Source organism: Chthoniobacterales bacterium, from assembly GCA_039930045.1.
Lineage (GTDB): Bacteria > Verrucomicrobiota > Verrucomicrobiia > Chthoniobacterales > DASVRZ01 > DASVRZ01.
This window is the reverse complement of the sequence record JBDSQB010000014.1, coordinates 15642-40737: the sequence shown is the minus strand read 5'-3', so window position 1 is coordinate 40737 and position 25096 is coordinate 15642. Positions and strand designations below refer to the sequence as shown.

Sequence of the window (25096 nt, the reverse complement as noted above, 5' to 3'; positions counted from 1 at the left end):
TATGTATGCCACAGGCGTTAAATTCTGTGTTTTCTTTTTGCTTACCTCTGTAAGATAAGAAAATTAATTCTTTTCCTTCTCAACTTTGAAATCTCTCAGGAGGTTTCAGGCGTATTTTGAGAAACGGTCGCTGCCCTCAACCGTGAGTGGCGAAATCACCCGGGCTGCAAGAATTCTGCGCAGACTTTTTCCAGATATTTTCGATAGGGACTTCCCGGCAGGTCGGAAATGATGCGCTCCAAACCAGCGACATCGATGAAGCTTTGGACAAGGGCAATTTCCTCCAGGCAGGCCACTTTCAAACCCTGGCGATTCTCCAGTGTTGCGATGTAATTGGAAGCCTCCAACAAGCTCGCGTGGGTGCCCGTGTCGAGCCAGGCCATGCCGCGACTGAGCATTTTCACGTGCAACTTATTACGCTGGAGATAGGTCAGGTTTACGTCGGTAATCTCCAACTCGCCACGTGGTGACGGAGCGAGGTTGCGGCAAATCTCCACGATTTCCGAATCGTAAACGTAGAGGCCCGGCACGGCGTAATGGCTTTTCGGCACCTTCGGCTTTTCCTCCAGACTGATGGCGCGCCCAGTCGAATCAAACTCGACTACTCCGTAACGCTCCGGATCGGAGACCTGATAGGCGAAGACGCAGGCACCGTTTTCGATCTGCAAGGCTTCGCGATAAAAATCCAGATTGCCGTGGAATATGTTATCCCCCAAGACCAATGAAACTCCATTCCCAGCGAGAAATTTTTCACCGATTATGAAGGCTTGCGCGATGCCATTCGGCTCCGGCTGGATGGCGTATTCGATCTGCATTCCCAGACTGCTGCCGTCGCCGAAGAGGTGCTGAAACATCGGAATGTCCTTCGGTGTGGAGATGATAAGTACCTCCCGAATCCCGCCTAGCATCAGCGTGCTCAGCGGGTAATGAATCATCGGCTTGTCGTAGATCGGCAGGAGTTGTTTGCAGACAATCTGCGTGAGCGGGTGCAGCCGGGTTCCGGCACCGCCTGCAAGGACGATGCCTTTTTTGGAAGAAGTCATTCCGCCGTTTTAGACGGAATGCTTTCCAAAATAAACAACCAAACAGCTCCCTCCACTCTGAATTCGAATCAACCAGCTGGAGGCAGCCAGGACGCATGCAGGGAACCAGGTTCCGCCGCCCATAGACTGCGATGGGTCGCGGCCACTGCATCCGGGTCCCAGAGCAATGCCAGTGTTTCCCGGCGGCTGAGCGAGGACGGACCTTCATGAAGCAGACGGTGGCGCAGGCGTTCCAAGTACTCAGCCTTGTAGTGTGTGCGCGGGCGATTGCGACGAAGGAAAGATAGATGGATCGCATTCATGTAGGGCGAGCGGAAAACATCCAGCAATCCGCTGCCTGGGGACTCAACGGAATTGTTGGAATCCAAAAATGCCAGAACCCCAGGTGCCGCGATCTCCTCTGGAATAAGCATGAGCCCCTTGCGGAGAAGCCACGCTCCGATTTGTTCCGAGCCGGAAAACATCACCAGAGGAATTGTAAGCAGCCATCCCGCCAGCAAGGGAGAAAGCCACCAAAAAAGATCGGGAGTCCAATGGAGACAAGCTGCGGTGGCGATAATTCCCGCAAATGTCGGCTGCCAATACTCCCGAATGGCATCACCCAGCGGAATGCCGGAACCGGAACGATTCTGTGTCTTCCATGATACGCGGATGCCGAGCATCGTCAGAACGACAAATTTCGTGTAGAAAAAAAGCATCACTGGCGCGAGCAGAATCGAGAGCAGAGTTTCAAACAGGGAACTCAAAAAGAGCCGGAGTCCGCCGCCAAAATGCCGCGTTCGAGGCAGGGCTGTGATCGTTCCTAGAATTTTTGGAATGAAGAGCAATGCGATGGTCAGCCAAAGCAAATTCATCGTTGCCCAGCTGCTATTCGACCACGCTGGATCTTCCGGTTGGGATGAGAGTAGCGCGTAACGTCCCGCCCAGTAGGAGTCCACTCCGCCGAGAATAATCGACAGAACCAATAATGGCGAAGTGATGTAAGCCATCAGGCCAAACAAGATGTGGACCCGGTTTGAAAAATTTGTGCCAGGTGCAAAGAGAAACCAGAAATGCTGTAGATTTCCCTGACACCAGCGGCGGTCGCGTTTGAGGCTTTCGGTCAAATTGGGCGGACCTTCCTCAAAGGAGCCGAGCTCCTCATAAGCCAGCCAAACTTGGAAGCCAGCCTGCTGCATGAGCGCGGCTTCGATCGTATCGTGACTCATGATGTGCCGGGCGTCGGGATCTTTTACCGGCAGTTCGGGCAGCACGCAATGCTCCATAAACGGCTGGAGCCGAATGATGGCATTGTGTCCCCAATAGTTACCGCCGGCGAGTTGCCAGAAATTTGAGCCAGCCGCAAAAATGGGTCCGACAACCGACGTTGTAAATTGCACGAGCCGTTGCAAAACCGTTGTGCCGCGAACGAGTTTGGGTGCAGTCTGAATAATCCCAACCGTAGGATTGGCGTCCAGCGCGCGAGCGAGGCGCACCAGAGTGTCGCCCTGCATAATGCTGTCCGCATCGAGGATGACCATGTAGCGATAACGCTTGCCCCAGCGTCGGCAAAAGTCGGCGATGTTGCCGCTTTTGCCATGCAGCGACACCCGGCGTTTGCGATAAAAGATATGCCCGAATGCAGACAACCGGCTGCAAAGATCCAGCCAAGCCGCTTCCTCAGCGAGCCAGTTGTCCGGCTGGTTCGAGTCACTCAAAATATAGAAATCGAAAGCCGCGCTCTGACCCGTGTCCTCGAGGGAGCGCACCATTGATTCCAAGCCACGAAAGACCCGAGTAACATCCTCGTTGAAAACGGGCATGACAATCGCCGTCGCGCTGATTTCCCCCGCATCAGAAACCTCCGGCAGACCGGACATGATTTGAGCCCGATCTCCACCGCGCAGGAATGTCACAAAGCCCCAGAACGCGATGCTGAAGCCGAAGGCCAGCTGCAAAAACAGAACGCCGAAAAGGATCATCAACGCCCACTCCAATGGAGTGCGTCCGTTTGGGGAAAAGCGCTGCCAGATCAGCCACAGTCCAGTTGCTGTCAGACCGATCCCAGTCGCGAGAAAAGCGGCGCGACGAGCCGAGACAACGTCATTTCCGGGTGAGACAAAAGCGTTCATGGATGCAAGTGGAGCCAGCTAGCCCAGGCTGCAAAAAATATCGCGGTCCAGAGCAGGAATGCGCCCAAGACATGTGCCCAGGAAAATTTTTCCCATGTCTCGCGGGCCAGATCTTCGACTGGACCATAATCGATTTCCTTGCGCAGCAGACTGGTAAATTCCAGACCCGGGCCCGCTTCCATACTTTGCTGGCGTACGGCTTCCAGAAGTTCGGCGGGAGGGTTTTCCGAGAGAAAGGCCGATGGCCATTTGCGATGTCCCTCGATCGCCAGCCAGACGGCGCGACCGCGTGCTCCCAGCGGATGGTGAATCGCCGTAGACGTACCGGCGAGATTGATGAACCAGGCATCGGTCCGGTCCATGGCGAGTTTCATGGTTATCTGCAAAGGCGTCTGCGAAGGGTCTGCGGCGTGCTCTTTTTTGGCCTGCGCGAGAATCTCCAGCGTAAGTTGCAGCACCCGCTCACGGTCGGACACATGGTAGCTGCGAAGATAATATTCCAGCCTCTCGCAGGCTTCGTTCCAATCGCTCATTGGGGAATCCAGGTGGAGGTCCAGGTCTCTGTCAGCGGGCGTCCATCCTGACGCAGCACACAGCGGAGTTCGATCGGTTTCTGGAGGGTTTGCGTGCTCGCGGTAAATGTGGCGCGCCATGTGTTGTCGTTGGTGTTTTTCTGCACCTGCACTTTGTCGAGCACCCCTCCGTTGCTGGCGGAAATATCTGCCTGAAGCGGCGTCTCTGGAGGTAACTTGGCCAGTTCTTCGCCCGCGAAATCGACTACGAAAATGCGGAAGTAGGGAGCGTCCTGGTAATCAATCCGTGTCGCCACATTTCGCGCGAGCGGCTCGGAACGAGGATCTCCCGATTGCCACCAAAGGGTGTAACTGAGATCCATGCGATCGCCGCGTTGAGGGCTTTTGGCTGGCTGCCAAAAGGCGACCACGTTGTCCCAATACTCGTCTTTGGTAGGAAACTGAATCAGCTTCACAGAGCCCGCGCCCCAGTCGCCACGCGGCTCAATCCAGGTGCTAGGACGCTTTTCGTAGTTCGCCTCCAGGTCTTGATAATGACTGAAATCGCGGTCGCGCTGGAGAAGTCCGAAGCCTTTCGTTTGATTGGCCACGAAGGAATTTACCTGCGTATTTATTCCCCAGGAGAGCGGGCGCCAGACCCATTCATCGTCTGCGTTGTGAATCAACAGCCCATCGGAATCGTGCACCTCGGGGCGAAATCCGCCGAATCTGTTGCTGGTGTTTTCGCCATACCAAAACATGCTGCTCATGGGCGCGATACCGAACTGCTCGACTTTTTTGCGGAAGAAAAGAACGGCGTGAACATCAAATCGCGTTGACTCGCCAGGTTCGACAACAAACTCGTAAGCTCCGCTAACGCTCGGGCCATCGAGCAAGGCGTAGAGCTTGAAATGGCGGTCGTTGGAGCCGGGTTGCACGAGCCAGAAGGAGGTGAAAACGGGAAATTCTTCCTTTGCCTGATCCGAGATCGTGTCGATGGCCAGGCCGCGCGCGGAGAGTCCGTAATGCTGGTTCTTGGCAACGGCTCGGAAATAACTTCCGCCAAGAAAGACCATCACTTCGTCGAGGTAATCCGGTTTGTTCAAAGGATAATGCACCCGAAATCCGGCGTAGCCCGCGCTCAATTTATCCAGCGCCGTGAGATGATTGGCCTGCGGTCCGAAGTTAAAATACTCGCTGGAGAAATTCAGCGGGCGGGCGCTGTCACGGTTCACCTGAAAGAGGTTTACCGAGGCGTTATTCAAGTGACCGGTGATGAAAAATTTTACCTGAAACGGCAATCCCAACCGGCGCCAGAGCGTCTGCTCTTCTTTCCAACGAATGTCGCGATACTGATCGTAGTTGAGCGTTTTTAGTCGTGAGGAATCCACTTCTTTGACGGCTGCATAAGGCTCCGCCGCCAAGGTTTGCGCCTGGCTGATAATGTCCTGAAAGGTCAAAGTCCGCTCACGCGACTGACTGATGACCAGCGCCAGCAAGGCGATGGTGAGGAGCGCAAAAACGAGATGGGTTTTCATCCGACGCGATTAACATGCATGGCGTCTGAAAACGCAAGTGGATGCAGATGCGGCTGTGTGTGGCCAAACTGGTGGCTCACGGCGCTACTCGGAGGTTCTTCTGAAAAAAGGCTGTTCCACGCACCACCACATCCGCATAAGTCGGCAGCGAAAAGATATGTCCCTCTCCCGGATATAAATGAAACTCCGGTTTGCCGCCGACGCTGCGGAGAACTTTCTCCAACTTTCGCGACTCCGAGGGTAGGACGCGGGTGTCGTCTTCTCCATGCAGAATAAGCGCGGGTGCCGTGCGCTCAGCGAGCCGCTGGGAATTTTCATCGATGCCGCCGGACAAAATCACAGTCGCGGCGACATGTGGATTTCTGACATCCGCAGCGGCCGCCAGATAGCCGCCGAGAGAGTACCCAAAAATCCCGATTTTAGCCTCTGGACGCTTTTGGTGAATGACTTTCAATGCGTCATTCACAGTGCCGCTCCAATCCGCGAAGGACTTCCGGATTGTGGCGTCGTCGGCGTATTGCGTGTTCGTCCGATCGAAATAATGCAGGAGATAAACTTCGAATCCCTGCTGGGCAAACTGCGTCGCCAGACCAGCAATAAACCGGTTGCCAAATGCCACTCCGGTCGAGCCGTGCAGCACGAGAATGGCTGGTGTGTCCGCGCGTGGTGAGGCAGTAAAAATTTCCAGTCGCACTGATTTCCCGCCACTTTCGAAGTGCTCGGTCTGTGTGGCGACTTGCGCCATCCCGGTATATAGAAAGGCAGCCATAAACGTGAGGATGAGTAGGAGACGGTTCACGGCTGGAATGCGGCGGCTCGGCCACGCGATGGGGTGCTCATGCCAGCTTTTCGCAGCCGGGCTGGCGTGTGGCTGTTCGATTTGGCGAAAATGCCTGCGGACAGGGGCTGCCCTGTTGATCTAACTCGCGAGAAAGTTTTCCACGGCTGCCCTGGTGATGCGCCAGGTGGAGCCGATCTTTTTGCCTTTGAGCTCGCCGCTTTCCAAGATGCTGGAAACGTCGGCCTCAGTGACTCCGAGGAGTTCGGCAGCTTGCGCCGGGCTCAGCAAATCCGGCAATCCAGAGGCGACTGGAACTGGCGGCGGCGTGCTGCCCACGGCGGGCGTGGATTGCACCGATTGCGCGACCTGTTGCGCCATGGCGAGACCCACGGCGAGCTCGGCTCCAGCGCCACCAGCACCGCCGCCTTTCGCCATTCCCTCGCCCATCTGGTATTTGACGAAGTCGTTGAGATTGCCGACAGCGGCCATGCTGCTGCGCTTGTCGATGGCAGCCTCGACTTCGGGCGGCACGGAGACGTTTTCCAGGATGAACGAGGTAATCTCCAAGCCGTATTTGCTGATGACCGCCGGATTGAGGAGCGGCAGGAGCGCCTCGCCGACTTCGGAATAACGCGTGGCGACGTCGAGCACGGGAACTTTTGCCTCGGCCAAAGCTTCGGAAAATACGCTGACGATTCGCGAGCGCATGGTATCGGCAAATTCGTCCAGCCGGAAATTTTGATCCGAGCCAGCGACTTCTTTCAGGAAGATTTTTGGCTCAACGATATGGAAGTCGAATGTGCCGAAAGCCCGCACGCGCACGATGCCGAAGTCGGCGTCGCGCATCATGATCGGGTTGGAAGTGCCCCATTTATTGCCGGTGAAAAGCCGCGTGTTAACGAAATAAACGTCGGCCTTGAACGGTGTCTGGAAGCCGTATTTCCAGCCCTTGAGCGTGGTGAGAACGGGGATGTTTTCCGTTGTCAGGGTGTGGCGACCGGGAGGAAACGTGTCGCCAAATTGCCCAACATACAGAAACTGCGCGACCTGACTTTCTCGGACGATGAGCTGGGCACCATTCTTGATTTCCTTGTCGTCGTCGGGAAAGCGGTAACTCAGCGTGTCGCGTGAGTCGTCGGTCCACTCGATGATGTCGATCAGTTCGCCTTTAATGAAGTCAAGTAAGCCCATGGAATGATGAAAAGCCCGACACTGCCCTCGCGCAAGCCAGAACACTTGCCCTCGTCCGATTTCTCGCAATGATGAAGCCGATGGACGTGAAGACCGAACTGGAAAAATTGCTAGAACCAGGTGAGACCGTGATCTGGGCGGCGCAACCCGAGCCGTGGCCTTACGCGCGACCGACCTTCATGCTCTACATCGTGGCGGTGCCCTGGACGGTGTTCACGTTTTTCTGGCTGCGTGCGGTGACGGGTGGTTTTCACTGGCCCGGAAAAACCGCCCCACCCATTCCCTGGTGGATGCCTTGGGTGGCAATCTCCGCCGGTGTGATTTTACTCATACTCGGATTGTGGATGCTCAGCGCTCCCTACTGGATCTGGCGTGAGGGAAAACGGACCATCCACGCGCTGACGAATCGCCGCGCTTTGGTAGTCAATATGGGGCGGCCCAAGAAACTTCAAGCGCTCACCCTAGAGGGGAAAGTGAATTTTCGCATCACCGATCCAGATGCAGCCATCAGCGATCTCGATGTGATCTGCGGGACGGCCAAGGGGTTGCTTTTTCGCGCCGTGAAAAATCCCAAAAGCGCCCTCTCGCAGGCAGCGCAGACCATTTGAGTTAGGTCGCTATTTGCGCGGTGGCTCGCCACCCAGCAGCCAGTTTTGCTCGGCTTTCCCGACGACTTTTTCAGGCACTGGCTGCCTGGCCGGCTCGCTGGATTTTCGCAGCGCGGTTTTGCTGTAACGCGCAGGTTTTTTGGGGGTCATGTTAGATCTTGTGCAGGGCAGCTTCGACGATCTCACCATCAATGGTCTGGCACTCCTGCCTGGCACCTTCGATGAGAGTGAGGAAGCTGAATTTGTTTAACGTCCGGCAGATGCCGCCCGATTTTTCCTGCAACGCCTCGATGGCATCCTCCGTGAATAAATCCGTCATGCGCCCTGCCGTCAACAGGCGAAACTGAACATACTGCCCCACATCTTTTACCGACATCGGAGTTAGCTCCGCTTGAAAAAACATCCGGTTGCGCAACGATGCGTAACTCGGATTTTGCAGCCGTTTGGAGAAGCGTTCCTCTCCGAAGAGAAGACACGACGCCAGCTTGCGGTCGGGAATTTCCAAGTTGCTAATCGTCCGCAAAATGTGCAGGCACTCGGCGGAAAGCAGATGGCATTCATCGACAATGATCACGAGCCTGCGGCCTTCCTCGTGCAGTTCGATAATAGCGTTGCTCAAGAGCTTCACCAGGTCCTCGGTCCGACTCATCCCAGCCGGTTGGGCGACACCCAGCTCGGATAAAATTTCTCGCAGCAGTCCGGTCTTGCTCAAGCCTGGGGTAACTAACACTAGGATGGTTTCGTATTTTTCCTCATCGAAACTTTTCAATAGAATCTGGGTCAGCAAAGTTTTACCCGTTCCGCTCGGACCGGTGACCATGCCGAGGGAAATTTTGTGCTCTGCGGTCATCCGCATTTTTTCCAGTGCCTCATTATGCGCATTCGTCCGATAGAAAAAATCCGGGTTCACCGAGTCGGCAAAGGGATTATCCTTTAACCCGTAGAAGCCAAGAAATCCTCCGGTTGGGAATGCGCTGATGACGCGGTGAGATTGCGAGACCAGAGATTCCAAACCGTCGGCGGAGTTGGATGGGGCTGGGGTGATGAGGTTCATGATTTTTTGGAAGGGTGTGTTCATGGGCTAGGCGGGTTGAAGCTGCTCGAGAGCGTGCACTTCGTGATGGGGAACGGATGGGGCGGTGAGGGTTAGCTGCTCAGCGATGGCCATCATCCGGGCGGAGTTGGGGTCGTCTCTGTGCAGCAAAACAAATGGTTGGCGACTTTGATTCGAATGCTCGATCTGGTCGTCGCGAGTGATAAAACCTAACATCTCCGGGGCGTCACCCAGAAATTGCCGGGCGCATCCGATCAGCTTTTCGCCCACCGCATCGGCCTCGGCGGCATCCTTGCACTGGTTGATCAGCAGCCTCACTTTTCCATTCATCCCCTGCTCATGGATCGTCTTGATCATGCCGTAAGCGTCGAGCGTCGCTGCGATATTAGGAGTGGTGACCACAATGATGTCCTGCGCCTGCAAAAGGAAATTCAGCACCTGTGCCGAGAGCCCTGCGCCTGTGTCGATGATAACGTAATCCAGCGAGCGCTTGAGACCGCGCAAATGGCGCAGGAGCCGATTCATCCGCCGCGAGTCCAGGCTGGCCAGTCCAGCCACACCCGAGCCGCCGCAGAGCAGCCAGAGCCGGTCGCTCACGGCGGTGAGCGCGTCCTGGATCGGCACCGTATGATTCAAGAAATCCTGAATGGTAACCGTCGGATTGACTCCGGCGAAGACGTGGACATTTCCCAAACCGAGGTCGGCATCGACCAGCAAAACCCGGTGTCCCAGCGACGCCATCGCATGAGCCAGACTCACTGAGCAGGTCGTCTTGCCCACGCCGCCCTTGCCACTGCTCACCGCGATGAAACGAAGGCCGCCGTTCGCCTCGAAAAGCTCCGCGCGCACGGCCTCAAGACTTTTTCCCTGCACAAAAATCAGATCATGCAGCCAGTGCAGCATGGCGAGCCCATCCTCCTCCAGTGCCGCCACATGACTCCCGCGCCCGGCCATCCCCAGCCACTCGGAAAAGCTTTTTTCCAAGAATTGGATGCGACTCGGCTCCATTTCTGGAATGGGGGGATTTTCTAAGTGATTCATGAGACTGCCACTAGATACAGGTGTAAATTAGGAGTTGACTCCCACTAATAGGGCAGGTAACTCTAAAATCAGTTTTCGGTCAAGACGCATTCCTGCCACGGTTGGCGCTCTTATTGACGAAATGTTTTTTTTGGTGGACCAATTTTCTGCGAACTTCCACATGCCTGCCCAATCCGTTTTCTGCTCCCATTGCGGTTCCTTGCAAGCGGTGGAGTCGTCCGCAGGCACCTTTACATTGCACTGCAACTCGTGCCTCGGGACCACAATCGGCCTTGGACGCGATTGGTCAGGTCTGGAGGATAGCGTCACACAGCAACTCCCGTTGCCGCCGGTGTTTAGCTACCAGGAAAACGAATTTACCTGCTCTCATTGCGAGGCATTTCTAACCGTGGAAATGGTTTTACGTGCCGAGCAGAACCCTTGTGCGCGCTGCGCAAATCTGGATGAAGTCATGCACATTTCAATGGAACCCGAGCGCTTGGCCTCGTCTCTGAGCGAAGCCGAGATGGCGTTCCTCAGCCCGCAAGATTCCAGCTAACATGGCGCGATCCTCAGTCCCATGTCCGGCGTGCGGGGAGCCGATGAAAGTTTCCACGGCGAAGATCGCGCAAAAAGTCTGCTGCCCCCATTGTCGGCAGAATGTTGTTCTGGAAGCGCCCCCCGCATCAGCCGAGCTTCCGCCCATTTCACCAATGGAAACAGTCCCGGGCGCTGCCTTGCAATTGCAGGATGTGCTGGCCCGCTGCAAGGAAAAGCGGCAACTTCTCGAAGGCATCCATCGCGAAATTTCCGAGCTCGAAGCGCAGGCTCAATCACTCTCCTACTGGATTCAAACCCAGGATCCGCTGCCCGAGGGCGCTCATGCCTCGCGGGCTTTGGCCGATCTGCAATCGCGCCTTTACGATCAACTGCTCCCGCTGATAAAAGGCGATGTCTCCATTCTGGATTGCAGCGCTTCGGATGAAAAATCCCTCGCGCATCATGTCCGGCTGACGTTTGAGGCGTTCGGATGGTCGGTCGAATTCAGCCGGGGCTCGCGTGGTTCGCATTGTGGAGAGGAAATCACCTTCATCGTTGCACCCGGGCCGGTGAGCTACTCAGTGGCCGCGATTTATATGGCGCTCCAAAGTTCCGGGATTCGTCTGCACAGCCAGATCGATCTGGAGCAGGCGGAGGAGCGCGCCCTGCTCTGTGTGCACCAGATTTCTCATGTGCCGAAACTTTTGCCGCCGCCGAAAACTCCCGCAGCGGAGAAAGCCGTCGAGGACTTGAAAAAATCCGCCTAGCTCTGGCTCAGATATGTTGCCCAATCGGAGGGAAGAGGGGCGAGTTCCACTCCACTGGCGAGCCGACCTTCAAAGGTCGGTTGAAACGAGGTGCTCGTTCCGTAAACCATGATGAGATCCTCGGAACTCTCCGCTCGCAAGGCATGTGCGACGCCTGCCGGGATCACGATTCCTGCATTATCGGCACCACGATGATTGTCGCCGGCGATGAAAAGATGCATCACTTTGCGAGGCATTCCGGCGCGTTCATCGACGAGCAGCATTTCCGCGTGACCCTGGATGAAAAACATCGCGTCCCATTGCTCACGATCATACGGACGCAGCGAAAACTCATTCGGGTTTGAGACGAACAGCCGCTGAAACCATTCCGCAGGATCGGCTCCGGGTGCGATGAAAGGCGGATGAATGTGAAATCCCTTGGCTGTTCCCGCGTCCATCCGAGCCGTGGCCCATTGGGCGGGCCAGAGACCGATCTTGCCGAAAATGCCCTCGCCCTTGCGTCCAAATTCTCCGAAGACTCCGCGATGACGCTGCGGGAAAACTTTGCGCGGAATGATTTCCACCCCGGGAATCCACGCTTCTGCCACATCACCGGTAGAATAATCCAACCCCACCAGTGAGCCGACTGCAACTCCCGTGGTGCCGAGTTGCTCGAGCAGCGGTTGCGGAGCGTAACTTTTCGTCTCCAGCAAGGCGCGCGCCGCCGGTTTCAAGCCCTGCCAAAGTGTGTCGCTCATCGGGTGACTATTTCGAGGCTGCCCGATGCAGGCAAGTTTTTCCTGCGTGTATGTTTTCCGGTTCCGTGGTTTAGTCGGCCATGAGTCAATTTCTCGATATCGCCCGTTCCGCAGCACTCGAAGCCGGAGCTTTTCTCCGTGAACATTTTGGGTCTGAACTGAACGTCAACGCGCTGGAAAAGCACGACATCAAATTGGAACTCGACGTGCAAACGCAGGAGCTGATCACGAAGAAACTGCTCACCGCCTTTCCCGATCACGCGTTGTATGGCGAGGAAGGCATCGCCGGAAATTCCGCATCCGACTTCCAATGGATTGTGGATCCCATTGACGGCACGGTGAACTATTTTTACAGCATCCCGCATTTCTGCATTTCCATCGCACTCCGCGAAAAAGAAACGCTCCTCGTCGGGGTGATTTACGATCCCATGCGTAACGAACTCTGGGCCGTGGAACGTGGCGGACCCGCGACGCTGAATGGAAAAACGATTCACGTCAGTTCACGGACCGATCTCTCGGAAGCTGTCCTCTCGGTGGGATTTTCCAAGACCGGCACCACGATCAATGCCGGCCTGCCGATGCTCGAAAAAATGGTGCATCGCGCCCGCAAATGCCGCCTCATGGGCAGCGCCGCGCTGGACATGGCCTACATCAGTTGCGGTCGGCTCGACGCCTATATCGAGCAAGGCATCAGCCTCTGGGATGTGGCTGCCGGAATTTTGCTGATCGAGGCAGCGGGTGGAAAAATTGAGATGAATCCGCGCCCCGACAACAAGGACAAATATTCCATCGTCGCCTCCAACGGCCTGCTGGATCTTACGGTCTAGTCGGCAGACTACAATTTGGGAACGCAGGGCAGGTAGATCGTGAAGGTCGTGCCGCGGCCGACTTCCGAGTCCACGTGCAGGACGCCGCCCGCCTTGCGAACGAGCCGCTCGACAATGCCGAGGCCCAGACCGGTGCCTTTTCCAACGGGTTTGGTCGTGAAGAAACTCTCAAAGATTCTCGGCAAAACGTCCGCGGAAATTCCGGAGCCGTTGTCGGAAATGATGATTTCCACAAGCGGTGCCGTGTTGGAAAATTCCTCCAGATTAATAAATCGCCGGGTTGGCGTTTCCTGAAAAACACCGTAGTCGATGGCGTGGTCGAGCTTGTTGGCGGTGACGTTGACAGCGGTGCCGGCCGAGCTTTGAAAGGCGTTGATGACGATGTTCAGCAGAATCTGGATCAGGTCGGTGCCATTGATTTTGGCGTAGAAATCCTCCTCCAGCTCCTTGATGAAAAGCGGGTGTCCCTGGGCTTCCTTGTGAGATTTGAGTAGGTCGCGCAGATCGATGAAAATCTGCCGAACATCTACGGCGAATTGATCGTCCTTTTGCTGGCGCAGGAAACCGAGATACCGATGGGAAATGTCGTGGCACTTGCCGACTTGCGCCGTAATCTGGCCGAGGTGCGTGCGCAGGGTTTCGAGGTTTTCACCCTCGATCTGCTGGAGCTCGCCGATGCAGTTGTTAATCATCTCGGAGAAGCACGAAATGATGGTAAGCGGGTTGTTGATATCGTGGATGACGCTGGCGTAGATTTCGCCCTGAGTCCGATGCATCGAGGTTTCGATGCGCTCGTTTTGAATTTGCTCCTGAAGGCCGCCAAGTTTTTCCGTGTTGCTGCGAAGTTGCTTGGCGATCTGGCGTTTTTCCAAAGCTCCGGCCACCGAAGCTCGGATGGCGGGAATGTCGAAGGGCTTGTTCAGGTAATCGCAGGCACCGAGCCGCAGCGCCGCGCGCGCGGTGTCGATGGTTTCATACGCCGTGAGCATTATGACCTGGATATCCTGATCGATTTTCTTCAGGGCGGCCAGCAGCTCGATGCCGGAGATTCCGGTCATGCGAATGTCGCTGATGACGACATCAGTATGGGGATTTTTCCGCAAGGTCTCGACGCCTTCCTCGCCCGATTTGGCGATGAGAATGTCGTATTCTCCCTTGAAGACGATTTTGAGGGACTGGCGCGGGCCCTCTTCATCATCAACGATGAGGAGGGTGCCGCGTTTGGGTCCATTAATTACCGGCAGAAGCCGGGTCTCAAAAGGCGAGGCCGAAGTCGAGGCTGATGGCATGGCTGTTGAATTCATATTTTCCGTTGGCAGATTCTCCAATCAATGACGGAGAAATGCTCTGGCTGATGGTGCGCTCAGGACCATGCGCATATTGATAGGCCAGATTCACGCTCCATGCATCACTTTTATAGCCGACGCCGGCGCTAAAAATGTGGCGCTCGGAGTCGGGGACAAGTGGAGAAAAGTTGGCCTCGGGCACCGAGTTTTCGCTGTAAATGTAACCAGCACTGACGGAGAAACCGTGGCCAAGCTGGCGGGTGACGCCAAACTCGTAAAACGCGGAGCTTTTCCAGTTGAAGGGTATCACCACGGTCGTGCCCGAGGTGGTGGTGAGATTGACGTTATTCAGCTCATTCCAGTCGGTCCAATCGTAGTTAAACTCGAAATTCCAGTCCGGCGTTGGGCGGAAGGAGTAGCCGACGATGAAAAACTGAGGGAAATTGAAGTCCGCCACGGCGTCCTCACGCGGGGTGTAGGGTTTGTTTTCAAAGCCGCCCTTGAGTTTGAACCGGCTCTCCGACTGATACGAAATGCCGAAGGAATGCTGCACGGTCGGCTGCCAGAGCAGGCCCAACTTGAACGACAGGGCACCGTCGTCGCCTTTGAAACGGCTTTCGTCACCGGGAAAAAAGATTCCCTGGCTAAGTTCGGCGGTGGCGTGGTTGTAGTTGATGCCGCCCGCGATGGAGAGCGTGCGGGTGATTTTCGCGGCCAGGGTCGGCGCGAAAGTGAGATACTGGATGGAACCTTTTTTCGCGATGGTGCGGAAAGGCGTATCGTCGTGGTATTCGTTGCTCAGGCCATACGGCGTGTAGAAACCGAAGCCGGCGACGAAGCGTTTGTCGGCAAACTGGTGGGTGTAATAGAGGTGCGGCGCGACTTGCGTGTCGTTGTCCGAATCCGCTGTGACTCCGGTCGGACTGGTGTATTCCGTCTTCAGATTGATGATGTAAGCGCCCACGGAAAATTGGTCGCCGTCGAGCTGGGTGATGCCAGCCGGGTTGTAATAAATAGCCGATGGATTGTCCGCCGTGGCGGCAAAGGCCTCGCCGCGAGCCGTGGCGGCGGCGTTTTGATCAGGAATACGAGTGCCCAAGGCTAAAAGACCGGGGGAGGTCAGACCGAGGAGAGTGAGGAGGGTGAGGGTGTGTTTCATAATTGGGGATGAGCAAGGTTTCACTCATTCGTAGCAGAATAAATGCCCAGACCGCAAAACTGCGAAGTTCGGCTGAATAAAATCGTTAAATAATATCAAAACTGCGGATTCGCCGCCTGATGTTAATTTTTTCCCGGCCTGAATAACGATCCGCTGATCCTGCTTTGCGAGGCCGCTGGCGCTCCATTCCCAGATTTGAGTGGAAGATAGATGGCGACTTTCCCCTTGTGCTCGCCGGTGACAAGATTGAGTCGTCCGTGATGATTCTCAATGATCTTCTTCGCCACCGTCAATCCGAGTCCAGGTCCAATGGTGCGGGTGGAAAAGAACGGATTCGTCGCCTTCGTTGCCAGATCGGCGCTGAAACCGGGGCCCTTATCGACGATTTGCACCTTGGCCCATGTCGCATCGGCCTCCTTTTGCGTTTCCACCTGAACGGTCACCGCCGAATCCACCGGGCTCGACTGGAGTGCGTTGAGCAAGGTCTCACTCAGCGCGTGCAGCAAACTTGCGCGGTTGCCATCGAACGTGAGCGGACCTGCAGTGTTATTGATCTCCAACCGGCGGCCATTGAGCCCGTAAAGCGTCTGCGCGTCGCTAAAGGCGTCCTCGATCAGCTTTAAGGCCGCGATCGGCTCGTTGCGCGGCGTCTCGTCGCGCGTGAGAAAGAGTAGCTGATTCGACAGGCGCGAGATGCGTTTGATTCCCTGAGTGAGGGCGACGGAGAGCGAGCCGCGGAATTCCGGGTCCTCATATTTTTCGCTCAATAGCTGCTGGTGCGTGGACATCGGGACGAGCGCGTTGCCGATTTCGTGGGAAAGATGCTCAGCCATGGAGCGCACCATGCGCAGGTTCGACGCCTCGATTTCCAACTGCTGCGAGCGCTGGATCTGCGTGAAATCATCGATCAACATCAGCGCCGCCGTCGGAGAAGAGCCGTGCTTGTGATTAAATGGAATCACCGAGACATGGTAGGCGAGGTCCTGATTTTCCCTGGGACGATGGCGAAATGCCGCGATGGCCGTGCCGGTTTTGATCGACTCGTAAATGCGGCTGCCGAGAGTTTGCGGCAGCTCGGAAAAATGGATCGTCTCCCGGCTGGCCCCGTCTGGGCCGAGAAGGAACCGCCGCGCCGCCGGGTTGCAATGCATCACCTGGAGATCCTGCCCGACGACCACGCAACCACTAGTCAACTGACTGAGAATCTCCGTCATCAGATCGTGACTGTGAGTTAATTCATCGTGCAGCCAGCTATTTTTAATGGCCATGCCAAGCTCCTCCAAGGCATGAAAAACGAGGGCGAGCTCACTGCTGGAGAAAGATTCTCCCGTCAGCCGCTCATCGAAAACCGCGACGCCGATCAAGGCCTCGCGATCCAGAATCGGGATGGCGACTTTCGTGCCGAGCAGCTCAAATTCCTTCTGAATCTCCCGGTCATTGCGGAGTTCCGGCGCATCGCTGCGCAGGATTCGGCCATAGCGATGGAGGTAATTTCCGATGCCGCCATCCAGCGAAAGCTCGAAATACTCCAGCAAGCCATTCGGCAAACCCACGGCGCACGTCGCCTGTAACCGCGAATTGGGCGCCTCGGGTGTGAGCGAACTCACCGTGGAGAAAGGTTTCCGCAGAAAAATCGCGGCCCGATTCACTCCCAGAATCTCGCGCAGCAGTTCGAGGAAACGTTTCGGCAGCGCCTCGGAAACCAAGCCGTGCGTGAGCACGCGGCTGAGGTCGCGCAAAGTGGACAGCGTGCGCGACACGCTCTGGGCCGATTCCCGGGCGCTCTCGTTTTCACGAGACGAATCGCGCTTTTCGGGAGTTGCATTCGATTGTTCCGGAAGCTCGGGGAGGACACGGTCGAGAATCACCGCCAGCAATCGATCCCGAATCGGCTTGGGCAGAATGTAACTCGCGCCTGCCAGATACGCCTCCTCGATCCACTCCTGGAGCGCGGCATCGGTGTAAAGAATCACCGGCGCCTGCGGCTGTAATTTCTTGAGCGACTCCACCAGCCGCACGGGGAGCACGTCGGTCAGAGCGCATTCGACGATGATTCCATCGACTGCGCCGGGCACGGAAAACAATCCTTTTTCCCACTGACTAACATGATGAATCACGCGCCAGACGTCAGCCGGGAGGACGGCTTGCAAGGCGTCGGCAAAGCCTTTTTGCGGTGAAAGTGCGATGAGCGTCTTCATGCGGGAAGGGCATCCTCCAGCTCATTGGCGGCGATGAGAACCGGCAGCGAGCCATTGGGCAGATCGACTTGCACAGTGGTTCCTTTTCCAATTTGGCTCGAAATATTCAATGTACCCCCGTGCAAATGCACTATTTTCCGGCAGATGGCGAGCCCCAATCCGAAGCCGCGCTTGCCGTCGCCGCTGTCTTTGGTGGTAAAAAATGCCGCCTTCATCTTTTCCAAGTTAGCAGGACTGATGCCCTCGCCGTGATCAATCACACGAAGTTGCAGCCAGTCGGGCTCGTCCTCGCGGCGCTGGATCGACTGGATGTCCACTTGGATGACGCCGCCCTCTTTCGAGGCGTCGATCGCGTTCGACACGAGATTGGAAATGAGGCGTTGCAGGAGGATCACGTCCACGACAGCGGTGATCTTGCGAGTATTATCAAACTCCAGCAGGACACTTTTCTCCTTTGCACGGGACCCCATGATCCCGAGGGCAGCAGCGACGAGGTCGTGGATTTTTCCATTCGCCATCTGCGGTTTCATGGTGGTGGAAAAGAAAAGGGAATCGCGGATGTAATTGCGCATCGCGCTGACATTTTGCGTCGCGCTATCGACCAGAGCAGTGATCTCTGGGTCTTCATTTTCCGTTGAAGAGGCAACCTGCAATAACGTCCAGACGGGAGTTAGAAGGTTATTTAAGTCGTGGGCGAGTCCCTTGGAAATGCGTCCGAGAAGATCCATTTCCTGCTCGACTTGGATGCGCTCCTTCAACCGGATTTGATTGATGATGAGTCCCAGATTTCGGACGAGCAAATCGAGGAGATCGAGGTCGGTTTTGGTGAACGGCTCCTGGTTTTTCTTTCCGCTGATTAGAAAAAATCCATACGGAATGTTGTCGGATTTGAGGATGAAACAAAACTCCGCCTCGGGGGAGAGAAAGATCTCAATCAATTCGTGGCGGCACTTTTCCGCGACGTCAGACCTCAAGGATTCGATGACGAAGTAGTCCGCGGCCGTTTGCGCGACTATTTTGTAAAAGGCGGATTCGGAGGTCGGCAGACGGATGATGTTGGACAGGACCTGCGGGTAAGCTTGAAAGAACTGCAGCCCACGGGTGATTTCGTCGAGCAAGACGATGCGGTATTCCTTGAGCGCCACGATTTTCACCAGCAAAACCTCGAGGTCCTCGAAGAGCTGCTTAATGTTAGTCGCCAGCGGAATGGAGGAGATGAAGTCGGAGAGTTTTTCCTGGTAGAGAAAGCTGTCGCCGAGGAGCCGGCGTTCGAGACTTTCGTTGCCGCGCCCGAGGATTTTTGGGAAGAGATAGGAGGAGGCTGCGCCAGAAGTTGTAACTACGATGATGGTCATCGTGACGATGTTTTTGCTGATGACTCCGGGTAGAAAAAGCAGGCACATCGAGAGAATGAAGAGCGCGACAATCGTATGCAACCCGACCCGGATGAGGGTGGCCGCAAATTTGCTGAGGCCGATCCTAACATCGAGCAATTGATGCTGCACGACACTGTAGCCGATGATGAAGGCGTAGCCCACGGAGGCGGCATTTCCGATGGGCACGAACTCCCAATGCGTGAATGGATACTGCGTGAATCCGAAAATCGGGAGCAGGTCGTTGGTGCCGAAAACCCACAAGGCCACGATGGCGCTCAGCAAGGCGAGGATGCGCCGCCGGTTGAGCGGGCTCACCACTCGCTGGTTGCGATAGAGAATGACCATCGTCGTCATGGTGAGGGCGAGGAAATAGACGATGAAAAGGTAGTAGCCCCAGTTTCCCACAGCCCAATAGCCGGCCCGCAGTTTGATGACGCCCGAGATCATCCAGCCGGGGAAAAGCATGACGCAGAAGACGCCCGCGATGCCGTAGGCCCACGGCAGGAAATGGTTATAGGCATTCTTTCCGACGGTCACGATAGACACGTGGAAGAGACTCGCTGGCATCAGGAAAACTCCGACCTGAAGCGCCAGCATCCAGAGATAGGCCTCACTGGGCGAGATCGGTGATAACAATGGAACTGACGCCGCGTTCCAGATGAAAACGGAGGAGCTCCAGATCAGGAAAACCCGGTTGAGAGTCGATTGGAAGTTGCTCGAAAGAATGAGCAGCGCCAGGCCGATGTTAACTATACTGGCGATGAGCGCGATGGAGCCAAACGTGGACATCTAGCACTTCTGATAATACAGGCAGGAATAGCGTCCGCCGAAACCGGCATTCAGGCAAAGGGCGTGCTCCAGCGGATAGGGCCGCCGGGTTTCCACATAGTCGAGAGTACACTTCGGGTCGCGGGAAAAGATGTTGATCGAGGGCGGTATCTCGGAGTGGAAGATCGAGAGAATGGTGACTACGCTTTCCATGGCTCCGGAGGCTCCCATGAGGTGGCCGAAGATCGGTTTCGAGCCGCTGACCTGCAACTTTTGGGCGGACCCGTTGAAGACTGAAATGATGGCCCGGCTTTCAATCGGATCGTTGAGCGGCGTGGCGGAAGCGTGGGCGTTGATGTATTGGATGCACTCCTTTGGGGTGCCGGATTTTTTCAGAGCCTGCTGCATGGCGCGTTGATAACCCATTCCCTCGGGATGTGGATCCGTGGAATGATAAGCTTCGGAGACACGCCCGTGTGAGACGAGTTCCGCGTAAATGGGCCGCCGTCGGGCCAGCGCGTGGCTGAGTTCCTCCAGCACGAGATAGGCGGCGCCTTCTCCTAACAAAAAACCGTCGCGGTTGATGTCAAAGGGACGCATCGCCTCCTGGGGATTTCCGTCGCGCGAGGACATGGCTCCCAATTTGCAAAAGCCGGAATGCAGCAACTCCGTGATCGCCTCGGCACCGCCGGCCAGCATCACGTCGGCCTCGTCATCGACGATGATTTGTTTTGCATACCCGATGGAGTCCGCTCCCGAGGAGCAACCGGAGCAATAAGTCATGGAATGTCCACGGAGTTTGAGTGATATGGAAATGGCGCTGCTGCCCTCGCCGAAATAACCACCGACGACGTTGTAGGGGTGGATTTTTTTGTAGGAATTGATGAGGGAGGCCCTCGCCTTCAAGATGCTTTCCATCGCGCTGACCGTGGTGCCCTCGATGACTCCGATGCGAGCCGGGTCCACGCATTCGCCGTCCAGACCCGCGTCCTTGTAGGCATTCGCGGCGGCGGCGAGACTGAATTGCACCGAGCGATCGTAGCGATGGGCTTTCTGAAAGTCCGTGAATCGATCGACGGCAAAATCCGTGATCTCCGCCGCAAACTTCGTAGGCAAGTTATCCGCATCGAAACCCTGGATGGGAGCCGCGGCGCTTTTGCCATTCACGACATTGGACCAGAACTGATCGAGGGTGTGACCCGAGGCAGAAATGATCCCGATGCCGGTGACGACAACGCGTCTGTCGGGTGTGCGAGCGCCTGCGGCCATGTTAGAATTTAAAAGGAAGAAGCGCGGGTGTTAGTTTTCGATAGGTGGAATAATCCTCGCCAAACTTAGCGATGAGTTCCCGCTCCTCGATCGTGATGCGTTTGTAGAGAACTGGCACAAACAGGACCAGCGCCAGGACGGCGCTTACTGGCGCCTGCAAGACCAGGCCGACCGCGATGATTTCCATGACCATGGATGTGTAAGCGGGATGTCTAACAAAGCGGAAGGGTCCACTTTTAACGAACTGATGATTGTCGCGGATCTCTACGTGGAGGCTCCAGAATTTGCCCAGTGCGCGAATGGCCTGACTCCGCAAATAGAAGGAACTCGCACTCACCAAAACTCCTAATATCACGATCCACCACTGGATTGGCTTGCTCCAAAAAATGTATTCGATGATTCCCGCAGCCACGACGAAGAGGCCGACTAACTTGAAGAGCCGCAGCGTGCCGCCTTCCTTGATTTCGCCTGTGATGAGATCGCGCTTTTTCCAGAGTTCCATCATGCGGGCCGTGTAGATGATGACGACGAGCAGAATGGGAATGTAGCGGAGTGTATCTTTCATAAATTATCCTGGTGGCCAGGTGAGTTTGCGGCCAGCCAGGAGGTGGACGTGCAGGTGCGGGACCGCTTCGCCGGCGTCGTTGCCGTTGTTGATGACGAGGCGGTAGCCGTTTTCAGAGAGACCTAACTCGCGTGCGATTTCTGCGGTGGTGAGGAGGAGTTTGCCGAGAATGCTAACATCGCCGGGCTGTGCCTCGCCAACGCGGGTGATGAGTTTCTTTGGGATGACCAGGATATGCACTGGGGCCTGCGGCGCGATGTCGCGGAAGGCAAAGACATCGTCGTCTTCAAAGACGATATCGGAGGGCAGTTCGCGCTGGATAAGCTTTTCGAAGAGGGTCATCAGCGGATGAGGATATGCGCGGTGCCTTGGGTGGCAACCAAACTCCGCGAGAAGGAGACTATTTCATCGCGGAGACTGGCGCATTCGTCGGTAAAGAGCTTCACTCCGAGGAGCCGCTTCACGGCGGGTGCGAGATGCGTGAGACAGACGTGAAGGACTCCGCCCTGCATCTCGTCGAGGAGCGAGTTGCGCAGGAGCGAGAAAAAGGTGAGTTCGTGCGCGCCGGATTCGACAGCCAGTTCTAACAATGAAATATCCCTCGCGGGTCGAGTCGGGGCGAAATGGGCGGCGACCTCGGCATAGCCGATATTAGCTAGTACTTCCGAGACCGACGTGCGCAGTTCCGACGCCAGCAACACATTGGCCTGGTACTGGGTGATGAGATAGTTAGTAACACTCTGGGCGACGTGGTCAGCCAGCCACCAATCGCGATAACCGGCTTGCGCGGCGGCGTTCATGAGGTGCTGCCGGAGCCATTCGCGGCGGAAGGCGAAAAGACAGCCATTTTCAAATTCCACGAGCGGCAATTCATCGACGAGTGCGATCATAGTTTCTTGAAAAACTCGGTCTGGGTGATGCTGACTTTGGCTTTATTGTGGAAAGTCTGGATCTCGTCGAGAAACTCCCCGATATCCTGAAACTGGCGATAGACCGACGCATAGCGCACGTAGGCGACGCCGTCGATGAGGTGGAGTTTTTCCATCACCTTCGCTCCTAACAAACTGGTCGGAATTTCCTTTTCATAGCCATCGGCGAGCTCGTTGATGGTTTCATCGACGAGCTTTTCGAGGATGTGAATGCTCACAGGCCGTTTCTCGCAGGCTTTAACGATGCCGTTGAGGAGTTTTCCGCGGTCGAAAGGCTCCGTTCTTCCGTCTCTTTTCAGGACGCGAAAATCGTTGCGTTCAATCTGTTCGTAGGTCGTAAATCGGTAGAGGCAGGCGAGGCATTCACGGCGGCGGCGGATGCTGTCTCCTTCTTTTGCCGCGCGTGAGTCGATCACCCGGTCTTCGATTGCGCCGCACTTGGGGCATCGCATTAGGTTGGGACTGGTGGTACATAGTGTCACAAGATGTAGTGGTGTCAATCCCCAGGGGCTCTTTCACTTGCCAAGAAAACGCCACCTCGTTATCACTTTCAGCCCACCCCCTTTATGCTGTTAACTGTTGATGCCATTTCCGTCCTCGGCTCCCGCCATGGACTCGTGTTAGATCCCGTTCGAAAAAATATCCGGCTGCTGCGTTTCGACCGCTTCGAGGACATGCCCCAACTCCAGCTTTGCGCGGGGGCGCGCATCGGGCAGCGCAAGGTGCTTTTCCCATTTTGCGAGGGCGAGCATTTCTCTTTTCTCGATCAACGGATGACGCCGTGCTCGTCGAGTTTCATCGGTATCGACCCGGCGAGTGGGATCAAAGTCACCCTGTCTTTCACCACGCCGTTTCGTCCGCAGGATGGTGAATTTTCCACGACTCCCGTCATCGCGATCCGGCTTGTGGCGGAGAAGCTAAGGGCCCATTTCCGCCTCCAGAAACCGACCGAAAACTTTAATGAGATCGAGCTCTTTCTCGACGTGGCAGGGGAAAAATTCACCAAGAAAACCACCGATCCTGAGTGCATGGATCTGAACTTCACCAGCGAGGCAACTTATGTGCGGGACGAGGACAATAACGCCAGTTTCCAATCGGAGAAAAAGCCCCACGCTCAGCTCGATCGCCTCGTCGCCCTGCACGGCCGCATCGTGGACGGCCAGTTTAACCGGCGGATTACGCTGGACTCCACTGCGCAGCCGTTGACCGTCGCCTGGTGCACGCATTCGCAGCCGGTGTTCTCGATGCATTCCGACCTGCTGCCGTTTCGCTATGGCGCGCGCTTTGAGAATCTCGACGCGATCGTTTCCTGGGCCCGAAGCAACCCCGACTCGATTGTCGAAAACGGCCGCCGCGTGGACGGAATCATTGCGCAAAACAACTGCTCCAACTCGGTCAATCACCTGCTCGCCTTCACCCTCCATAGCTGGCTCGCGAACACATGGTGGGTGCGCGACAACGGCAGCGACTGGTTCAGCGTCTGGGAGGGCAGCGCCTACTACCATTCGACCGTCGATGTGGAGTTTACCCAGGCTCCATTTTACCTCTCCGTCTGGCCCGATCTCCTCCGCATGCAGCTCAATCAATGGCCGCTCTATGCCAAGGATGGACGCACCGTGCTCGGGGAAATCGGCGAGGGCACCCGGTATTTGTCGCACGATATGGGCTCGCACGCCTCCGCTGGCCAGCAGCATTACGCCCACGAAATGCAGGTCGAGGAAACGGCGAATTACATCATCCTCTGTTTCGCACATTGGCGGCGCACCGGCGATCAATCGGTCATCGAGGGCCAGATTAAAACGCTGGTGGACTTCCTCTGGTTTCTCATTCGTGCCGACACCACCGGGAATGGCGTCCCTAGCCTTGGCGTCGCCAACACCCTTGCCGACGGCTCACCCGCCATCCAGTACGGCAACCAGCAGATCTATCTTTCCATCAAAACCCTCGCAGCCCTTCTCACCGGCGCGGAAATCCTGAAAACCCTCAGCCACGACAAACTCGCCACGAAATGTCTCGCGCAATCCGACCTGCTCCGCCGCACGATCATCGAGAAAGGCTGGCAGAAGGATCATTTCGGCGTCCTCATGGAAAAATCCGGTCTTCTCAAGAATCCGACGACGGGCGAGGAGCAGCATTTCGACGAAATCCCCGGCTGGGACGCGCCGCATATTTACTCCGAAAACGCCCTCGGCATCCTCGACATGGTTGGGTTTGATCTCGGTCTGCCCAAGGCCATGATCGTGCGCGATCTGGAAGTCGCCGCCGAACGCTGCCGGCGCGAGTACGGCTGTGTTCACACCGATTTCAGCGCCAGGGAATGGGCACATCTCGAAAAATTCGACGCGTTCACCGGCGGCGCATCCAACCCGGGCTGGGTCTCCATGAATATCGTCCGCGACATCGCCGCCTTCTATCGCGAGCTCGATTTTCGCCATTTCGCCGACGGCTACTGGGACTGGCAGCTCACCACCAACGCCCACCAGCCCACGCTTTTCTTCGACACTTTCAACGGCAACAGCCTCCATTTTTACCCGCGCGGCATCGCGATCTGGGGCTACTTCGATGCGCTGGGCGGGATCGTGGTCGATCAGGTTCGCAACTTTGCCGAGGCCCAGGCTTCCTTCCCCGGCGTCCATGTTCCCTTCCTGCTTTACGCGGATTGGATCGAGGGAAATGTAACGCCCGTGATCGGTGCGCTGAGAACTCCCTGACTCGAATCTCCCAGCCGGGAGATGGTGCGCGGTGACAGGTTTGAACTGTCGACCCCTACAGTGTCAGTGTAGTGCTCTACCACTGAGCTAACCGCGCGTGGTTTGG

24 protein-coding genes and 1 tRNA gene are annotated in these 25096 nt (G+C 56.2%); 5 read left to right on the top strand and 20 right to left on the bottom strand.

Annotated elements, in window-relative coordinates; translation table 11 throughout:
• Positions 1-155 precede the first annotated feature (155 nt).
• The 6 genes from rfbA to ABIT76_10495 form a co-directional block, all read right to left on the bottom strand.
• Positions 156-1043 (bottom strand): glucose-1-phosphate thymidylyltransferase RfbA, encoded by an 888-nt coding sequence (gene rfbA / locus ABIT76_10520; GenBank protein MEO7933580.1) that lies wholly within the window; start codon positions 1041-1043, stop codon positions 156-158.
• Between the two features lie 68 nt (positions 1044-1111).
• Positions 1112-3154, bottom strand: coding sequence for a glucans biosynthesis glucosyltransferase MdoH (gene mdoH, locus ABIT76_10515; GenBank protein ID MEO7933579.1), 2043 nt, complete (start codon positions 3152-3154; stop codon positions 1112-1114).
• Positions 3151-3687 (bottom strand): hypothetical protein, encoded by a 537-nt coding sequence (locus ABIT76_10510; protein MEO7933578.1) that lies wholly within the window; start codon positions 3685-3687, stop codon positions 3151-3153. The genes mdoH and ABIT76_10510 overlap by 4 nt, the downstream gene beginning before the upstream one ends.
• A complete protein-coding gene (locus tag ABIT76_10505; protein ID MEO7933577.1) occupies positions 3684-5204 on the bottom strand; it encodes a glucan biosynthesis protein in 1521 nt (506 codons plus the stop codon). Before ABIT76_10505 ends, ABIT76_10510 begins: the two co-directional genes overlap by 4 nt.
• Before the next feature lie 76 nt (positions 5205-5280).
• Positions 5281-5973 (bottom strand): dienelactone hydrolase family protein, encoded by a 693-nt coding sequence (locus tag ABIT76_10500; protein MEO7933576.1) that lies wholly within the window; start codon positions 5971-5973, stop codon positions 5281-5283.
• A gap of 150 nt (positions 5974-6123) precedes the next feature.
• Positions 6124-7176, bottom strand: a complete 1053-nt coding sequence (locus tag ABIT76_10495) for an SPFH and helix-turn-helix domain-containing protein (GenBank protein ID MEO7933575.1) — start codon at positions 7174-7176, stop codon at positions 6124-6126.
• Positions 7177-7244: 68 nt separating this feature from the next.
• On the opposite strand from ABIT76_10495, the gene ABIT76_10490 reads away from it, so the two are divergent.
• Entirely contained in the window at positions 7245-7784 is a 540-nt protein-coding gene (locus tag ABIT76_10490) for a hypothetical protein (GenBank protein MEO7933574.1), read from the top strand.
• A 9-nt stretch (positions 7785-7793) separates the two neighbouring features.
• On the opposite strand, the gene ABIT76_10485 is transcribed toward ABIT76_10490, so the two are convergent.
• From ABIT76_10485 to ABIT76_10475, 3 genes are read right to left on the bottom strand one after another with little or no spacing between them, the layout of a single operon-like run.
• Positions 7794-7934, bottom strand: coding sequence for a hypothetical protein (locus ABIT76_10485; protein MEO7933573.1), 141 nt, complete (start codon positions 7932-7934; stop codon positions 7794-7796).
• 1 nt (position 7935) lies between these two features.
• On the bottom strand, positions 7936-8862 hold the full coding sequence (locus tag ABIT76_10480; protein MEO7933572.1) for an AAA family ATPase: 927 nt from the start codon (positions 8860-8862) through the stop codon (positions 7936-7938).
• Between the two features lie 3 nt (positions 8863-8865).
• Positions 8866-9879, bottom strand: coding sequence for a MinD/ParA family protein (locus tag ABIT76_10475; GenBank protein ID MEO7933571.1), 1014 nt, complete (start codon positions 9877-9879; stop codon positions 8866-8868).
• A gap of 160 nt (positions 9880-10039) precedes the next feature.
• On the opposite strand from ABIT76_10475, the gene ABIT76_10470 reads away from it, so the two are divergent.
• Both ABIT76_10470 and ABIT76_10465 read left to right on the top strand, forming a co-directional pair.
• The gene (locus tag ABIT76_10470; protein ID MEO7933570.1) at positions 10040-10417 is read left to right on the top strand and encodes a hypothetical protein; all 378 of its coding nucleotides are present in this window, start codon (positions 10040-10042) and stop codon (positions 10415-10417) included.
• A 154-nt stretch (positions 10418-10571) separates the two neighbouring features.
• A complete protein-coding gene (locus tag ABIT76_10465; GenBank protein MEO7933569.1) occupies positions 10572-11165 on the top strand; it encodes a hypothetical protein in 594 nt (197 codons plus the stop codon).
• On the opposite strand, the gene ABIT76_10460 is transcribed toward ABIT76_10465, so the two are convergent.
• Positions 11162-11902 (bottom strand): hypothetical protein, encoded by a 741-nt coding sequence (locus ABIT76_10460; GenBank protein MEO7933568.1) that lies wholly within the window; start codon positions 11900-11902, stop codon positions 11162-11164. The two genes, ABIT76_10465 and ABIT76_10460, sit on opposite strands and share 4 nt — an antisense overlap.
• An 80-nt stretch (positions 11903-11982) precedes the next feature.
• On the opposite strand from ABIT76_10460, the gene ABIT76_10455 reads away from it, so the two are divergent.
• Complete coding sequence (locus ABIT76_10455) at positions 11983-12729, top strand: inositol monophosphatase family protein (GenBank protein ID MEO7933567.1); 747 nt, start codon at positions 11983-11985, stop codon at positions 12727-12729.
• An 8-nt stretch (positions 12730-12737) separates the two neighbouring features.
• Here the strand turns inward: ABIT76_10455 and ABIT76_10450 are convergent, their stop codons facing one another.
• The 9 genes from ABIT76_10450 to nrdR form a co-directional block, all read right to left on the bottom strand.
• Positions 12738-14033, bottom strand: coding sequence for a response regulator (locus tag ABIT76_10450; protein ID MEO7933566.1), 1296 nt, complete (start codon positions 14031-14033; stop codon positions 12738-12740).
• Positions 13984-15174, bottom strand: a complete 1191-nt coding sequence (locus ABIT76_10445; GenBank protein MEO7933565.1) for an outer membrane protein transport protein — start codon at positions 15172-15174, stop codon at positions 13984-13986. The genes ABIT76_10450 and ABIT76_10445 overlap by 50 nt, the downstream gene beginning before the upstream one ends.
• Before the next feature lie 122 nt (positions 15175-15296).
• Positions 15297-17372 carry an ATP-binding protein gene (locus ABIT76_10440; protein ID MEO7933564.1) on the bottom strand — a complete coding sequence of 692 codons (2076 nt, stop codon included), beginning with the start codon at positions 17370-17372 and terminating at the stop codon, positions 15297-15299.
• Positions 17369-19537 carry an ATP-binding protein gene (locus ABIT76_10435; protein ID MEO7933563.1) on the bottom strand — a complete coding sequence of 723 codons (2169 nt, stop codon included), beginning with the start codon at positions 19535-19537 and terminating at the stop codon, positions 17369-17371. Before ABIT76_10435 ends, ABIT76_10440 begins: the two co-directional genes overlap by 4 nt.
• Positions 19538-20785, bottom strand: a complete 1248-nt coding sequence (locus ABIT76_10430; protein MEO7933562.1) for a beta-ketoacyl-[acyl-carrier-protein] synthase family protein — start codon at positions 20783-20785, stop codon at positions 19538-19540.
• A 1-nt stretch (position 20786) separates the two neighbouring features.
• Positions 20787-21350: an isoprenylcysteine carboxylmethyltransferase family protein gene (locus tag ABIT76_10425; protein MEO7933561.1), complete on the bottom strand. Its 564-nt coding sequence runs from the start codon at positions 21348-21350 to the stop codon at positions 20787-20789.
• 3 nt (positions 21351-21353) lie between these two features.
• A complete protein-coding gene (locus ABIT76_10420; protein MEO7933560.1) occupies positions 21354-21692 on the bottom strand; it encodes a histidine triad nucleotide-binding protein in 339 nt (112 codons plus the stop codon).
• A complete protein-coding gene (locus tag ABIT76_10415) occupies positions 21692-22240 on the bottom strand; it encodes a hypothetical protein (GenBank protein MEO7933559.1) in 549 nt (182 codons plus the stop codon). Before ABIT76_10415 ends, ABIT76_10420 begins: the two co-directional genes overlap by 1 nt.
• Entirely contained in the window at positions 22237-22731 is a 495-nt protein-coding gene (gene nrdR / locus ABIT76_10410) for a transcriptional regulator NrdR (GenBank protein ID MEO7933558.1), read from the bottom strand. The genes ABIT76_10415 and nrdR overlap by 4 nt, the downstream gene beginning before the upstream one ends.
• Positions 22732-22845: 114 nt before the next feature.
• Between nrdR and ABIT76_10405 the strand changes: the two genes are divergently transcribed.
• The gene (locus ABIT76_10405) at positions 22846-24990 is read left to right on the top strand and encodes a DUF4965 domain-containing protein (protein ID MEO7933557.1); all 2145 of its coding nucleotides are present in this window, start codon (positions 22846-22848) and stop codon (positions 24988-24990) included.
• A 22-nt stretch (positions 24991-25012) separates the two neighbouring features.
• Here the strand turns inward: ABIT76_10405 and ABIT76_10400 are convergent.
• Positions 25013-25087 (bottom strand) — tRNA-Val (locus ABIT76_10400).
• Positions 25088-25096 lie beyond the last annotated feature (9 nt).

What these genes read in the sequence shown, in the direction of transcription:
- ABIT76_10415 (MEO7933559.1), bottom strand. Translation starts at nt 22,240, where the DNA reads ATGATCGCACTCGTCGATGAATTGCCGCTCGTGGAATTTGAAAATGGC.
- ABIT76_10510 (MEO7933578.1), bottom strand. Translation starts at nt 3,687, where the DNA reads ATGAGCGATTGGAACGAAGCCTGCGAGAGGCTGGAATATTATCTTCGC.
- ABIT76_10495 (MEO7933575.1), bottom strand. Translation starts at nt 7,176, where the DNA reads ATGGGCTTACTTGACTTCATTAAAGGCGAACTGATCGACATCATCGAG.
- ABIT76_10490 (MEO7933574.1), top strand. Translation starts at nt 7,245, where the DNA reads ATGATGAAGCCGATGGACGTGAAGACCGAACTGGAAAAATTGCTAGAA.
- ABIT76_10460 (MEO7933568.1), bottom strand. Translation starts at nt 11,902, where the DNA reads ATGAGCGACACACTTTGGCAGGGCTTGAAACCGGCGGCGCGCGCCTTG.
- ABIT76_10465 (MEO7933569.1), top strand. Translation starts at nt 10,572, where the DNA reads ATGGAAACAGTCCCGGGCGCTGCCTTGCAATTGCAGGATGTGCTGGCC.
- ABIT76_10445 (MEO7933565.1), bottom strand. Translation starts at nt 15,174, where the DNA reads ATGAAACACACCCTCACCCTCCTCACTCTCCTCGGTCTGACCTCCCCC.
- rfbA (MEO7933580.1), bottom strand. Translation starts at nt 1,043, where the DNA reads ATGACTTCTTCCAAAAAAGGCATCGTCCTTGCAGGCGGTGCCGGAACC.
- ABIT76_10450 (MEO7933566.1), bottom strand. Translation starts at nt 14,033, where the DNA reads ATGAATTCAACAGCCATGCCATCAGCCTCGACTTCGGCCTCGCCTTTT.
- ABIT76_10425 (MEO7933561.1), bottom strand. Translation starts at nt 21,350, where the DNA reads ATGAAAGATACACTCCGCTACATTCCCATTCTGCTCGTCGTCATCATC.
- ABIT76_10440 (MEO7933564.1), bottom strand. Translation starts at nt 17,372, where the DNA reads ATGAAGACGCTCATCGCACTTTCACCGCAAAAAGGCTTTGCCGACGCC.
- ABIT76_10435 (MEO7933563.1), bottom strand. Translation starts at nt 19,537, where the DNA reads ATGTCCACGTTTGGCTCCATCGCGCTCATCGCCAGTATAGTTAACATC.
- ABIT76_10405 (MEO7933557.1), top strand. Translation starts at nt 22,846, where the DNA reads ATGCTGTTAACTGTTGATGCCATTTCCGTCCTCGGCTCCCGCCATGGA.
- mdoH (MEO7933579.1), bottom strand. Translation starts at nt 3,154, where the DNA reads ATGAACGCTTTTGTCTCACCCGGAAATGACGTTGTCTCGGCTCGTCGC.
- ABIT76_10420 (MEO7933560.1), bottom strand. Translation starts at nt 21,692, where the DNA reads ATGACCCTCTTCGAAAAGCTTATCCAGCGCGAACTGCCCTCCGATATC.
- nrdR (MEO7933558.1), bottom strand. Translation starts at nt 22,731, where the DNA reads ATGCGATGCCCCAAGTGCGGCGCAATCGAAGACCGGGTGATCGACTCA.
- ABIT76_10455 (MEO7933567.1), top strand. Translation starts at nt 11,983, where the DNA reads ATGAGTCAATTTCTCGATATCGCCCGTTCCGCAGCACTCGAAGCCGGA.
- ABIT76_10505 (MEO7933577.1), bottom strand. Translation starts at nt 5,204, where the DNA reads ATGAAAACCCATCTCGTTTTTGCGCTCCTCACCATCGCCTTGCTGGCG.
- ABIT76_10485 (MEO7933573.1), bottom strand. Translation starts at nt 7,934, where the DNA reads ATGACCCCCAAAAAACCTGCGCGTTACAGCAAAACCGCGCTGCGAAAA.
- ABIT76_10475 (MEO7933571.1), bottom strand. Translation starts at nt 9,879, where the DNA reads ATGAATCACTTAGAAAATCCCCCCATTCCAGAAATGGAGCCGAGTCGC.
- ABIT76_10430 (MEO7933562.1), bottom strand. Translation starts at nt 20,785, where the DNA reads ATGGCCGCAGGCGCTCGCACACCCGACAGACGCGTTGTCGTCACCGGC.
- ABIT76_10470 (MEO7933570.1), top strand. Translation starts at nt 10,040, where the DNA reads ATGCCTGCCCAATCCGTTTTCTGCTCCCATTGCGGTTCCTTGCAAGCG.
- ABIT76_10500 (MEO7933576.1), bottom strand. Translation starts at nt 5,973, where the DNA reads ATGGCTGCCTTTCTATATACCGGGATGGCGCAAGTCGCCACACAGACC.
- ABIT76_10480 (MEO7933572.1), bottom strand. Translation starts at nt 8,862, where the DNA reads ATGAACACACCCTTCCAAAAAATCATGAACCTCATCACCCCAGCCCCA.